Origin of the sequence: Streptomyces zaomyceticus, assembly GCF_014656215.1 — a bacterium.
GTDB lineage: Bacteria > Actinomycetota > Actinomycetes > Streptomycetales > Streptomycetaceae > Streptomyces > Streptomyces zaomyceticus.
Genome location: NZ_BNBZ01000017.1, coordinates 87,291 through 100,231, shown reverse-complemented (window position 1 = coordinate 100,231; position 12,941 = coordinate 87,291). Strand labels below are relative to the sequence as shown.

Sequence of the window (12,941 nt, the reverse complement as noted above, 5' to 3'; positions counted from 1 at the left end):
CACGTGGACCGGTTCAGCCGGCCGTGCCACCCGTTCCCGCTCCCGGGCCGGCACCCACCCGGGTCGCCGGGTTCCTCGCCGTCAGGGTCACCCCGACCGCGACCGTCAGCGCCGCCACGACTCCCGCGGCCAGGACCGCCCAGCGGCCCGCGAACGAGCACATCAGGATCGCGAGCGCCGAGACGGGCAGGACGAGCTGCTGGGCGATGCCGACCTTGAAGTAGCGCGCGTGGAGGAGCCACACGGACAGCAGGAACACGGCGGAGGGGATCGTCACCGCGGACGAGGCGGCGAGGGTGGAGATGTGGGCCTTGCCCACGGCCTGCTCCACGGCGATCTCCAGGCCCGCGCCGACGGCCGCCGCGGCCGCGAAGATCACGTAGTGGCCGTACCCCCAACGGAACGCCTCGCGGCTGGAGGTCAGCCGGTCGTGGGCGGGGACGACGAAGTAGATCCACCAGGCGGCGAAGACGAGCAGCAGCCCGCCGACGGCGATCGGCAGCACCTCGCCGAGGGCGTCGTTCTCGGCGATGCCGGTCTTCACGGCCACGGTCGCCGCGGCGACCGTCTCGCCGAGCACGATGATGGTGAACAGGCCGTACCGCTCGGCGATGTGGTGCGGATGCCAGGTGCTGGGCGCGTCCCGCTCCGCGAACAGGGGTACGGCCATCTCGGCCAGCGCCATCACGAGGAAGACCCACGGGCGGGCCGGCTCCGGCACGAGGAGGAGGGCGATCCAGCCGATCTGCACGGCGACGACCCCGCCCGCGTACCGCCGGCACATCGTCCGCTCGGCGGGATCGGTGGCGTGGTGCGCGGCCCGCAGCCACTGCGAGGCGAGCGCGAGCCGCATGACGACGTAGCCGATGTAGACCACGAGGAAGTCGTGCTCCGCGAAGGCCCGGGTGACCCCGGCCGCGAGGATGAGGACGCCGGCGATCTGGACGAGGGTGACGACGCGGTAGGGCACGTCGTCGTTGTCGTAGGCCGAGGCGAACCACGTGAAGTTCATCCACGCCCACCAGATGGCGAAGAAGATCATCGCGTAGTTGATGATCCCCTCGCCCGCGTGGCCCTCGGCGACCGCGTGCACGAGCTCCGCGCCCGCCTGCGCGACGGCGACGACGAAACACAGATCGAAGAACAACTCCAGGGGCGTCGCGGCCCGGTGCGACTCCTCGCGGGAGCGTGCGGTGAGGGGGAGGAACGGTTGTGTCATGCCCCCAGCACATCAGAGCGGGAGGCCCTCCCGCCGACATGCCACGCGCATCGGGACGGGCCGGGGGCCGGAGAGAGCCCTGCTCAGGGCCTGGGCGGGGAGCCTACGGGGCCTCAGGCGGCCGCCCACAGGCCCGCGGAACCCCGCACGCCCGCCCCCGCGTACCGCGCCGCCACGAGCCGTGCCACGCGCGCGTGGTCGGCGATCGGTTCCGCGACCGCCCAGGTGTCCGGGAGCGCCGCCAGCGCGCGCGTGAAGCGGCCCGGGGCGAGGAGATGGGTGGCGACGGCCACCCGGCGGAAGCCGCGGGCGTGCAGCCGCGCGACCGCCTCCGCCGGGGTCGGGGTGCTCGACGAGCAGTAAGCGGCGCTCACCGGCACCGGCAGGAGCAGGCCCAGCTGCCGGACCGCGGTCAGGGTGCCGTCGTTGCCTCCGGGCCGGGAGGAGCCCGCCCCCGCGACGACGACCGCGTCGGCCGGGCCGCCCGCCGCCCGTTCGGCGGCGCGCAGACGGTCGTACAGCGCGAGGGACACCGCGTGCTCGCCGCTCAGCCCGCGCGTGACCGCGCAGTCGAAGCGGCGGGCGACGGCGGGGACGTCGACCGTGCGGTGGTAGCCGTCGCCCAGGAGCAGCGGGACGACGACCGCGCCGGGCCGGTCCGCGAGGACGGACGGCAGCGAGGGCGCCCGATGGTCGAGGTGGCCGACGGCGACCGGCGCGCCCGTCAGCCGGCGGACCGTGTCCGCGAGCCGAGCGACCGTCGCGGCGGCCTCGGGCACGACACTCCCGTGCGCGGCGAGAACCAGGCTCCGCACCCGCGCCACGGGACGCGTGACCGTGGGGTTCTTGCGCCCGGCGGGATGCAGGGGATCTGTGCGGTCTGTGAAATCCGTGCGGCCTGTGCGGCCTGCACGGTCTGCACGGTCTGTGTGGTCCGTGAAGTCCCTGCCGTTCCTGCTGTTCCCGCCGTTCCCGCCGTTCTTGTGGTTCCCGCCGTTCATGCGCTCCGTGCCTCCAGCCGCCCCCGGTCGTCCGAATCGGCGATCACGGGGGCCGCGCGACGGTGTCGTTCGCCGGCGCGGCCCCGCCCGTTCACGCTAAGCCCGCGCCGCCGCCCCGCGGCCGCGCCGTTCGGCCCCGCCGGCAGGGTCGCAAGTCCCGGATCCTCGGGCCCTTCACGGCCCCGACACGCCCACCCCACCGCCCTACGGTCGGAAGGGAAGTCCGGGAGGCCCCGGAACTCGTACGCGACCCACGGAGACCGCCATGGCCGCCCAGCGGACACAGACCCTCGTGCTCATCGGCCACGGCATGGTCGGCCACCGGCTCCTGGAGGCGCTGGCCGAGCGCGGCGCGCTCGTCGACCCCGAGGCCCCCGACGGCCCCGGCTGGCGGGTCACCGTGCTCGCCGAGGAGGACGTGCCCGCCTACGACCGGGTGCATCTCTCGTCCGTCTTCACCGGCACCGCGCCCGACCAACTGGGTCTCTCCACGCCGGAGTTCCTCGCCGGACACGGCATCGACCTGCGTCTCGGGGATCCCGCCGAGCACCTCGACACGGCCGCCCGCACGGTCACCACCACCTCCGGCGCGGTCGTCCCCTACGACGCGCTGGTCCTGGCGACCGGCTCGTACCCCTTCGTGCCGCCGATCCCCGGCGCCGACGCGACCGGCTGCTTCACGTACCGCACGCTGTACGACGTCGACGCCCTCACCTCGTACGCCGAGCGGGCCCGTACCGGTGTCGTCGTCGGCGGCGGCCTCCTCGGCCTCGAAGCGGCCGGGGCGCTCCGCACCCTCGGACTCACCACGCACGTCGTGGAGTTCGCGCCCCGGCTGATGCCGCTCCAGGTCGACGACGGCGGCGCGGCGGCCCTGCGCGCCACCATCGAGTCGATGGGGGTGGCCGTGCACACCGGGGTCGGCGCCGCCGAGGTCGAGACGGATGCCGAGGGAAGGGCGTGCCTGCTGAGGCTGTCCGACGGCCGGCGGCTCCCCGCCGACGTGGTGGTCTTCTCCGCCGGGGTGCGGCCGCGTGACCGGCTCGCCCGGGAGGCGGGGCTCGCGGTCGGGGACCGCGGGGGAGTGGCCGTGGACGAACGCTGCCGGACGACGGACCCGTACGTCTACGCGATCGGGGAGTGCGCGCAGACCTCCGACGGGCGGGTGTACGGCCTGGTCGCGCCCGGCTACCGGATGGCGGAGGCGGTCGCCGACCAGCTCGCGGGCTCCGGTGCGACCGTGTTCACCGGCGCCGACACGTCCACCAGGCTGAAGCTGCTCGGCGCGGACGTGGCCTCCTTCGGCGACCCGTTCGCGGACGGGCGGGACGGAGGGCCGCGAACGACCGAGATCGTGTTCTCGGACGGGCGGGAGGGCGTCTACAAGAAGCTGCTGCTCGGCCCCGAGGGGCAGCTCCTCGGCGGCATCCTGGTCGGCGACGCCGCGGCGTACGGCTCCCTCCTGCCGCACGCGGGCCGCCGGCTTCCCGGCCCGCCCGAGGCGTTCCTCCTCCCGGCCGGCGCGGCCGGGGCGGAGCCTCCCGGCGCGGGCGCCCTCCCGGACGACGCGGTCGTCTGCTCCTGCCACAACGTGACCAAGGGCGCGGTCGCCGGGGCGATCGCCGAGCACGGTCTGACCGACATCGGCGGCGTCAAGCGCTGCACCAAGGCCGGTACGGGCTGCGGCGGCTGTGTGAACACCCTCCAGGCCGTCCTCGACGCCGCCGGGGTGCGGCGGCGGAAGGGGCTGTGCGAGCACTTCCCCGAACTCTCGCGCCCCGAGCTGTACGAGCTGGTCCGCACCGAGCACATCCGCTCGTACACCGAGCTGGCCGAGCGGTACGGCTCCGGCGGCGCGGGCTGCACCGTCTGCAAGCCCGTCGTCGCCAACGTCCTCGGCACCCTCGCCCCCGAACTCGGCCTCGGGCACGTCCTGGACGGCGAGCAGGCCGCCCTCCAGGACTCCAACGACCTCTTCCTCGCCAACCTCCAGAAGGACGGCACCTACTCGGTGGTGCCGCGCGTCCCCGGCGGTGAGATCACCGCCGAGCAGCTCATCGCCCTCGGCGAGGTCGCCCGCGACCACGGCCTCTACAGCAAGATCACCGGCGGTCAGCGGATCGACCTCTTCGGAGCGAGGAAGGAGGAGCTGCCCGCCGTCTGGCGGAGACTGGTCGCGGCCGGCTTCGAGTCGGGGCAGGCGTACGGGAAGTCGCTGCGCACAATCAAGTCCTGTGTGGGGTCCCGCTTCTGCCGCTTCGGGCAGGGCGACTCGGTGCAGCTCGCGATCGACCTGGAGCTCCGCTACCGGGGCCTGCGCGCCCCGCACAAGATCAAGGGCGGGGTCTCGGGCTGTCTGCGCGAGTGCGCGGAGGCCCGCGGCAAGGACATCGGCGTCATCGCCACCGCCGGCGGCTGGAACCTGTACGTCTGCGGCAACGGCGGCACCGACCCCCGGCACGCCGATCTCCTCGCCTCCGACCTGTCGGCGGCCGAACTGTTCGCGCTGATCGACCGCTTCCTCATGTACTACGTACGGACCGGGGAGCGACTGGAGCGCACCTCGGCGTGGCTGGAGCGGATCGGCGGCGGGACCGGGCACCTCCGGGAGGTCCTGATCGAGGACTCGCTCGGGATCTGCGCGGAACTCGAAGCGCAGATGGACCGGCATGTCGCCGCCTACCGCGACGAGTGGCGGGCCGTCCTCGACGACCCGGCGGCCCTGGCCCGCTTCGAGCCGCACGTGACCGGGGTGGAGTTCCTCGAGCCGGGCCGGGGGCGGGCCGCGGTCCTCGCGGACGGCACCGAGGCGGCACTCTTCCGGGACGGCGACGGCGAGGTGTACGCGGTGGGCAACCGGGACCCGTTCTCGGGCGCCGACGTCATCGCGAACGGGATCATGGGCAGCAGGGACGGGGTGCCGGTGGTGGCGTCCCCCCTGCACAAGCAGGAGTTCGACCTGCGGACCGGCGTCTGCCTCGACGACCCGGCGGTGAGCCTCCCGGTCCTCCCGGTGCCCGCGCCGTCTCTCCCGGCCCGTCCCTGAAGGGACCTAGGCCCGTCCGAGGGCCCGACGAAGGCCCGTCCCCCGGCCCGACCAAGGCCCGCCCTAGGTCCCGACCAAGGCCCGCCCGAGGGAACGACCTTGGCCCGCCCGTCCGACGACCATCGGCACTCACCCACCCCCCACCCCGCGGCGCAGCCTGGAGGAGCAAGGAAAGCCTCGAAGGTCAGCCCCGAACAGGGAAGTCAGGGAAGCGCCATGAGTTCCGTAGTCCAGGACAGCAGAAGGACGGGCGGGCCCGCCGCCTCGTACGACACGGAGCAGTACCGCCCCGGCAGGCCGATCACCGACTGGGAGCCGGAGAACGAGCTCTTCTGGAAGTCGATCGGCGGGAAGGTCGCCGCCCGCAATCTGTGGATCGCCGTGCCGGCGCTGCTCGTGGCCTTCGTCGTCTGGCAGGTGTGGTCGGTCACCGCGACCAATCTGAAAGACGTCGGCTTCGGCTTCTCCACCTCGCAGCTGTTCTGGCTGACCGCCATCCCCGGTCTGACCGGCGGCACGGCCCGGATCCTCTACACCTTCCTCGGCCCGATGGTCGGCCAGCGCCGCTTCACGGCCCTGTCGACGGTCGTGCTGATCGTGCCGCTGATCTGGCTCGGCATTGCCATCCAGGACCCGACGACCCCGTACGGCGTGATGGTCGCCATCGCCGCCCTCTGCGGCATCGGCGGCGCGAACTTCGCCTCCTCCCTCGCCAACATCGGCTTCTTCTTCCCCAAGGCGAAGAAGGGCAGTGCGACCGGCATCAACGGCGGTCTCGGCAACCTCGGCGTCTCCGTCGTCCAGCTGCTGACCCCGATCGTCATCACCTGGTCGACCATCGCGATCGGCTCGGCCCAGCACAAGGCCGACGGCACCCCGGTATACCTGCAGAACGCCGCGTTCCTCTGGGTCCCGGTCCTGCTGGTCCTCGCCGCGATCGCCTGGTTCGGACAGAACGACCTCAAGGTGGCCGCCACCCCCTTCCACCGGCAGAAGATCATCTTCAGGCGCAAGCACAACTGGCTGATGACCTGGCTGTACGTCGGCACCTTCGGCTCCTTCATCGGCTTCGCCGCCGCCCTGCCGATGCTGATCAAGACCACCTTCCCGGACTACTCGATCGCCACCTACGCCTGGATGGGCCCCGCCGTGGGCGCCCTGGCCCGCTGGGGCGGCGGCTGGATCGCCGACAAGTGGGGCGGCGCCCGGGTCACCCTCCTGTCCTTCGTGGGCATGGCCGTCTCGATCATCGGCGTGATCAACTTCCTGCCCTCGGGCGGTGACGGCGGCTCGTTCCACGGCTTCTTCCTCTGCTTCCTCGCCGCGTTCCTCTTCTCCGGAATCGGCAACGGCTCCACCTTCCGTCAGATCCCGGTCATCTTCCGCGGCACCCACCTCGCGGGCCTCGACGAAGGCGGCCCGGAATACACCCGGGCGCTGAAGCAGGCGGAAATGGAGTCCGGCGCCGTCACCGGGTTCACCTCGGCCGTCGCCGCCTACGGCTTCTTCTTCATCCCGGCCCTGTTCGGCTCGGTGGCCGTGACCAGCGCGATGTGGGGCTTCGTCGCCTTCTATGTCAGCTGCATGGCCGTGACCTGGTGGTTCTACGCCCGCAAGAACGCCGAGGCGCCCAGCTGAGCCCTCCTTCCCCGGCGAAAGGCCCCGCCCGCGGCGGGGCCTTCCGCATGCCGCGACCGGGACCTAAGACCGCCGGAAGGTGACCATTGCCGACCGAAATGATCGATCAAAAGGCGTGGAATGGAAGCAGGCAACGACGCGATCGAACGAATCGAAGAAGGCGGTGCGGGAAGTGACTGCTACCCCTGCTGAGGCAACGGTGAACGAGCGGGCCTGGAAGGGTTTCAAGGGCGGGCTCTGGCGAGACGCCGTCGACGTCCGCGACTTCATCCAGCAGAACTACACGCCGTACGAGGGTGACGACTCCTTCCTCGCCGGACCCACCGGACGGACCACCGCCGTGTGGAAGGCCATCACGGACAGGTTCCCCGAGGAGCGCGCCAAGGGCGTCCACGACGTCTCGTACGACATCCCCTCCACCATCACCGCCCACGCCCCCGGCTACATCGACCGCGACAAGGACCTGATCGTCGGCCTCCAGACCGACGCCCCGCTCAAGCGCGCGATCATGCCGTACGGCGGCTGGCGCATGGTCGCCGGCGCCCTGGAGACCTACGGCTACCCGGTCTCGGCCGAGCTGGAGAAGGTCTTCACCGAGTACCGCAAGACCCACAACGCCGGTGTCTTCGACGCGTACACCCCCGAGATCCGCGCCGCCCGCAAGGCCGGCGTCGTCACCGGACTCCCCGACGCCTACGGCCGCGGGCGCATCATCGGCGACTACCGCCGTGTCGCCCTCTACGGCGTCGACCGCCTCGTCGAGGTGAAGCGGGAGGAGAAGGAGGAGCTCAACACCCTCCCCTCGGGCGGCCGCTCCCTCGAGGAGACGATCAGGCTGCGCGAAGAACTCGCCGAGCAGATCCGCGCCCTGGGCGAGCTCAAGACGATGGCGGCCTCCTACGGACACGACATCTCCGGCCCCGCCCGCACCGGCCGCGAGGCCGTCCAGTGGCTCTACTTCGCCTACCTCGCCGCCGTGAAGGAGCAGAACGGCGCCGCGATGTCCCTCGGCCGCACCTCCACCTTCCTCGACGTCTACCTCCAGCGCGACATCGAGGCCGGACTCCTCACCGAGGAGCGGGCCCAGGAGCTGATCGACGACTTCATCATCAAGCTCCGCATCGTCCGATTCCTGCGCACCCCGGAGTACGACCAGGGCTTCTCCGGCGACCCGACCTGGGTCACCGAGTCGATCGCCGGCATGGGCGAGGACGGCCGTCCGCTGGTCACCCGGACCTCCTTCCGCTACCTCCAGACCCTTTACAACCTGGGCCCGGCCCCCGAACCGAACATGACCGTCTTCTGGTCGCCGCGGCTTCCGCAGGGCTTCAAGGAGTTCTGCGCCAGGGTCTCCATCGACACCTCCTCCGTCCAGTACGAGTCGGACGAGCTGATGCGTCCCCGCTTCGGCGACGACACCGCCATCGCCTGCTGCGTCTCGGCGATGCCCGTCGGCAAGCAGATGCAGTTCTTCGGCGCCCGCGTGAACCTCGCCAAGACCCTCCTGTACGCGATCAACGGCGGCCGGGACGAGAAGTCCGGCGTCCAGGTCGGCCCCGCCACCGGCGCCCTCACCTCGGACGTCCTCGACCACGACGAGGTCATGGCGAAGTTCGACGAGCAGATGGAGTGGCTCGCGAACGTCTACGTCCACTCGCTGAACGTCATCCACTTCATGCACGACAAGTACGCCTACGAGCGCATCGAGATGGCGCTCCACGACCGCGACGTGCGCCGCACCATGGCCTTCGGCATCGCCGGACTGTCGGTCGCCGTCGACTCGCTGGCCGCGATCAAGTACGCCCGGGTCACCGTCCACCGCGACGCGTCCGGACTCGCCACCGACTACACCGTCGAGGGCGAATTCCCGGCCTACGGCAACAACGACGACCGCGCCGACGAGATCGCGGTCTGGCTGGTGGAGGAGTTCATGAGGAAGGTGCGCAAGCACCCCACCTACCGGAACGCCGAACACACCCAGTCCGTCCTGACCATCACCTCCAACGTCGTCTACGGCAAGAAGACCGGCAACACCCCCGACGGGCGCCGCGCCGGAGAGCCCTTCGCCCCGGGCGCCAACCCGATGAACGGCCGCGACACCCACGGCTACGTGGCCTCGGCCCTGTCGGTCGCCAAGCTCCCGTACGAGGACGCCGAGGACGGCATCTCGCTGACCAACACCGTCACCCCCGACGGCCTGGGCCGCACCCCCGAGGAGCGGATCAAGAACCTCGCGGGCGTCCTCGACGGCTACATGGCCAGCGACGGCTTCCACATGAACGTCAACGTCCTCAACCGCGACACGCTCATGGACGCCATGGAGCACCCGGAGAACTACCCGCAACTGACGATCCGGGTCTCCGGATACGCGGTCAACTTCGTCCGGCTCACCCGCGAGCAGCAGCTCGACGTCCTGAACCGCACCTTCCACGGCTCGCTGTAGCCCCCCGACCGCGCCCCGGGGCCGGCGGTCCCTCACCCCGGCCCCGGGGCGCCCCCGACACGATCGAAAGAGGCCCTGCCATGACAAGCCTCGCCCTCGGGCCCGCGACCCCCGCCGCCACGTCTCACGCCGCCACGTCTCACGCCGCCACGCCTCCCGGCGCCGCGGCTCCCGCGACCCCGGCCGCCGCGGCGACCCGGCGCCCCTCCGAGGGCTCGGTCCACTCCTGGGACCTGTCCACCGGCGTCGACGGCCCCGGCACCCGCTTCGTCACCTTTCTCTCCGGCTGTCCCCTCACCTGTCTCTACTGCCACAACCCTGACACCTGGAAGATGCGCAACGGCAGGCGCACCTCCGCCGACTCGGTGATCGCCGAGGCGGGCAAGTACGTCCGCTTCATCTCCGCCTCCGGGGGCGGCGCCACCGTCTCCGGCGGCGAACCGCTCCTCCAGCCCGTCTTCACCGGAGAGCTGCTGCACCGCATGAAGCACGAGCTCGGCCTGCACACAGCCCTCGACACCTCGGGCTTCCTGGGCGTCCGCGCCACCGACGCCCTGCTGCGCGACACCGACCTGGTCCTGCTCGACATCAAGTCCTGGGACCCGGACACGTACAAGAGGGTCACCGGCCGGCCCCTGCGGCCGACCCTGGACTTCGCAAGGCGTCTCGCCGACCTCGGCCAGGAGGTCCACGTCCGCTTCGTCCTCGTCCCGGGCCTCACCGACGACCCGGCCGACGTCGAGGGAGTCGCCGCCTTCGCCGGGGGTCTCGGCAACGTCTCCCGCGTGGACATCCTGCCCTTCCACAAGCTCGGCGAAGCGAAGTGGCAGGCACTCGCCATGCCGTTCACCCTGCACGACACGCCGTCCCCGACACCCGAGCGGATCGCCGAGGTCCGCGAGGTCTTCCGCGCCCATGGCCTGAACGCGGTCTGAGGAGGCCCGGAGCACCACCCGAACCCGTCCGGGCGACGCCCTCACCCCAAGAACTGTCAAAACAGGGCAAAACCCCCCGTGCGGCCTTACCGTGGCCGCGTGACCGAGCCACCGCAGACAGCCGATCCGACACCTCCACCGGGCGACCCCACCCCCGGCGCCCCCGCACCCGGCGGCACCGCCCCGGGAGAACCGGCCGCCGCCGGCCCCCCGCCCCAGACCCCGGCCGCCGTACGCCGCCGCGCCACCCTCGCGGGCACCGTCGTCTCCGTGCTGCTCATCCTCGCGATCGTCTTCGGCAGCCGTCTGCTCCGCGACTTCGACTCGGCACTGCTGCCCTACGCCGTCGCCACGGTCTTCCTCGCCTTCGGCGTCGCCTACCGCTACACCGTCTGGATCTCCGCCCCCGGAGCCCGCCGCCTCTTCCACAAGGGCTGGGGCTCCTTCTTCTCCGTCGCGAACTTCCGCAAGGCGCCCACCGCGCTGCCGAAGATGATCGCCACCTACCTCGGCTTCCAGAAGTTCCTCGGCGCCCGCTCACACGCCCGCTGGGCCGCCCACCAGCTCATCTTCTGGGGCTGTCTGCTGGCAGCGGCGATCACCTTCCCGCTGACCTGGGGCTGGTTCACCTTCACCTCCTCCACCGGCTCGGGCCCCGGCTACGAGATGCGGATCTGGGGCCTCAAGGTCCTCGGCTTCGACGCCCTCAGCGTCCTCGGCTGGCTCATGTTCCACGGCCTCGACATCGCCGCCGTCCTGGTCATCCCCGGCGCGGGCTACTTCCTCTGGCGCCGGATGAAGGACCGCGGCGCCATCACCGGCCAGCGCTTCGCCTACGACCTGGTGCCGCTGCTCGCCCTCATCGTCATCTCCGTGACCGGGCTGCTGCTCACCTTCTCGTCGATCTTCCTGCACGGCGGAGGCTACGAGTTCCTCGCGATCCTCCACATGGTGTCGGTCGTCTTCACCCTCATCTACATCCCCTTCGGGAAGTTCTTCCACATCGTCCAGCGGCCCGCCGCCGTCGGCATGCAGCTCTTCAAGTACACCTCCCGCCGCAAGGACGAGGAGGTGCTCACCTGCCGCCGCTGCCACGAGCCCATCGACACCGCCCCGTACGTGGAGAACCTCCGGGGCACCATGCGCGACCTCGACCTCGGCTTCGACCAGTGGGCCGAGTACTGCCCCCGCTGCAAGCGCGTCCTGCGCGGAAGCGCCTACCTCGACCATGTGAAGAAAGGGTTCAATTGACCCCGCCCCTCCGTGACGGACGACTCCGTCACGGAGGGGCTTTTTGGCTCACGTCGGCTGCGGACCGGCGGTCCTGCAGCACTTGCACGATCAGCACCAGCCGGGTTGAGACCAGCCCGGACGAGCATCACGCGGGCGGAGTTTCTGTCCCGGGAGGACACAGCACCGCACGCGGTACACGCGTAGGTTCGTTCTGAAAGAGGTAGTGCGTGCTTGGTTCTCGCACCGCACTGCGCACAGTCCATGGTGGTGTGCGCGGGGTGGACCAGATACACGGCGCGGCCGTGTTTGCGGCCCATCTCGACAAGGGCTCGCTTGGTGGCGCCGATGGCGGCGTCTGCCGCCTTGCGCGCCATCGTGGACTTGGCGAGGAACTTCGGGCGGAAGTCCTCGACAGCAAGGGCGTCATGGTCGCGGACCACGCGCTTGGCCCACTTGCGGGCGGTGTCCTCGCGCTGTCGGACCACCTTGCGATGAATCTTCGCGGCCTGACGCCGGGCGTCTCGGTACCCCCGTGTCTGAGCCTCGCCGCGAGGTGTCCGACGACGGGCCATCATCCGCTGGTAGTGCGCCACCTTGGCAGCGGCTTTCCGGCCGTGCTGGGCATGAGGCAGGTCGTGCGCGTCGGATGTCGTGGTCGCGGTCTCCCGCACGCCCCAATCGATGCCGATCACCGCACCGGTGAGGGGCAGGGCTTCGGTGGTGGCGGCTGTGACGAACGAGCAGTACCAGTGGTCGAGGCTGTCCCGGAACACACGCACGCTCGAAGGAGGTGCGGGCAGCTCCCGCGACCACACGACCGTCAGCACGATTCCGCCCGCCAGATGCAGACGACCGTCCTTGAGGCGAAAGCCGCGCCGGGTGTAATTCAGGCTCGGATCCACCTGTCCCTTCTTCTTGTACCTCGGCATGCCCGCTCGTTGCTGTTGCGGCAGGCGGTCTCTGGCGTCCTTCAGTGCCTTGGACCGGGACCTTCCGAAGTCGCGGAGCACCTGCTGTTGCGGCACCGAAGAGCCCTCGCGCAGCCAAGCGTTCGCAGCCCGGGCCTGACTCAGCATCCTGTCCAGCTGAGCCGGACCACACGTCGCCTTGTCCCCCGTGCTCCTGTTGCGCGCGTGTACGGCCTGCGACTTGGCCACGGCCTCGTTCCAGATCCAGCGGCACCGCGCCCACTCCGCTTCCAGAGCGGCACACGCCGTGGACGACACACGCATCCGATAGGTCCACCGGCCGTACCTGACACCCACCGCCATCTCCGCCGCAGTCATGACCGAAATCTAGCGACCACCACTGACAACGAAAGAAAGGGCAGGTCACAGCAGATGCGCGATGAGCCCCGTCGCTTCACGGATCTGCTCCGAGGATCCGATTCCTCCGGAGCCGAAGTCAGCGGTCTCATGAGGGGGAT

At 71.0% G+C, this 12,941-nt stretch carries 8 protein-coding genes; 5 read left to right on the top strand and 3 right to left on the bottom strand.

Annotated elements, in window-relative coordinates; translation table 11 throughout:
* Positions 1–13: 13 nt before the first annotated feature.
* Together IE311_RS22230 and IE311_RS22225 are read right to left on the bottom strand one after the other, a co-directional pair.
* Positions 14–1,219 (bottom strand): low temperature requirement protein A, encoded by a 1,206-nt coding sequence (locus IE311_RS22230; protein ID WP_189833525.1) that lies wholly within the window; start codon positions 1,217–1,219, stop codon positions 14–16.
* Between the two features lie 113 nt (positions 1,220–1,332).
* The gene (locus tag IE311_RS22225) at positions 1,333–2,034 is read right to left on the bottom strand and encodes a sirohydrochlorin chelatase (RefSeq protein ID WP_189833524.1); all 702 of its coding nucleotides are present in this window, start codon (positions 2,032–2,034) and stop codon (positions 1,333–1,335) included.
* Positions 2,035–2,485: 451 nt separating this feature from the next.
* Between IE311_RS22225 and nirB the strand changes: the two genes are divergently transcribed.
* From nirB to IE311_RS22200, 5 genes are all read left to right on the top strand, one after another.
* Positions 2,486–5,266 carry a nitrite reductase large subunit NirB gene (nirB, locus tag IE311_RS22220; RefSeq protein ID WP_189833523.1) on the top strand — a complete coding sequence of 927 codons (2,781 nt, stop codon included), beginning with the start codon at positions 2,486–2,488 and terminating at the stop codon, positions 5,264–5,266.
* A gap of 216 nt (positions 5,267–5,482) precedes the next feature.
* Positions 5,483–6,904 carry an MFS transporter gene (locus tag IE311_RS22215; protein WP_229902078.1) on the top strand — a complete coding sequence of 474 codons (1,422 nt, stop codon included), beginning with the start codon at positions 5,483–5,485 and terminating at the stop codon, positions 6,902–6,904.
* A gap of 163 nt (positions 6,905–7,067) precedes the next feature.
* Positions 7,068–9,347 carry a formate C-acetyltransferase gene (gene pflB, locus IE311_RS22210; protein ID WP_189833522.1) on the top strand — a complete coding sequence of 760 codons (2,280 nt, stop codon included), beginning with the start codon at positions 7,068–7,070 and terminating at the stop codon, positions 9,345–9,347.
* A gap of 80 nt (positions 9,348–9,427) precedes the next feature.
* A complete protein-coding gene (gene pflA, locus IE311_RS22205; protein ID WP_189833521.1) occupies positions 9,428–10,282 on the top strand; it encodes a pyruvate formate-lyase-activating protein in 855 nt (284 codons plus the stop codon).
* Between the two features lie 99 nt (positions 10,283–10,381).
* Positions 10,382–11,533, top strand: coding sequence for an MFS transporter (locus IE311_RS22200; protein WP_189833520.1), 1,152 nt, complete (start codon positions 10,382–10,384; stop codon positions 11,531–11,533).
* Here IE311_RS22200 and IE311_RS22195 read toward each other — a convergent pair.
* Positions 11,500–12,801: an RNA-guided endonuclease InsQ/TnpB family protein gene (locus IE311_RS22195; protein ID WP_229902076.1), complete on the bottom strand. Its 1,302-nt coding sequence runs from the start codon at positions 12,799–12,801 to the stop codon at positions 11,500–11,502. The two genes, IE311_RS22200 and IE311_RS22195, sit on opposite strands and share 34 nt — an antisense overlap.
* Positions 12,802–12,941 lie beyond the last annotated feature (140 nt).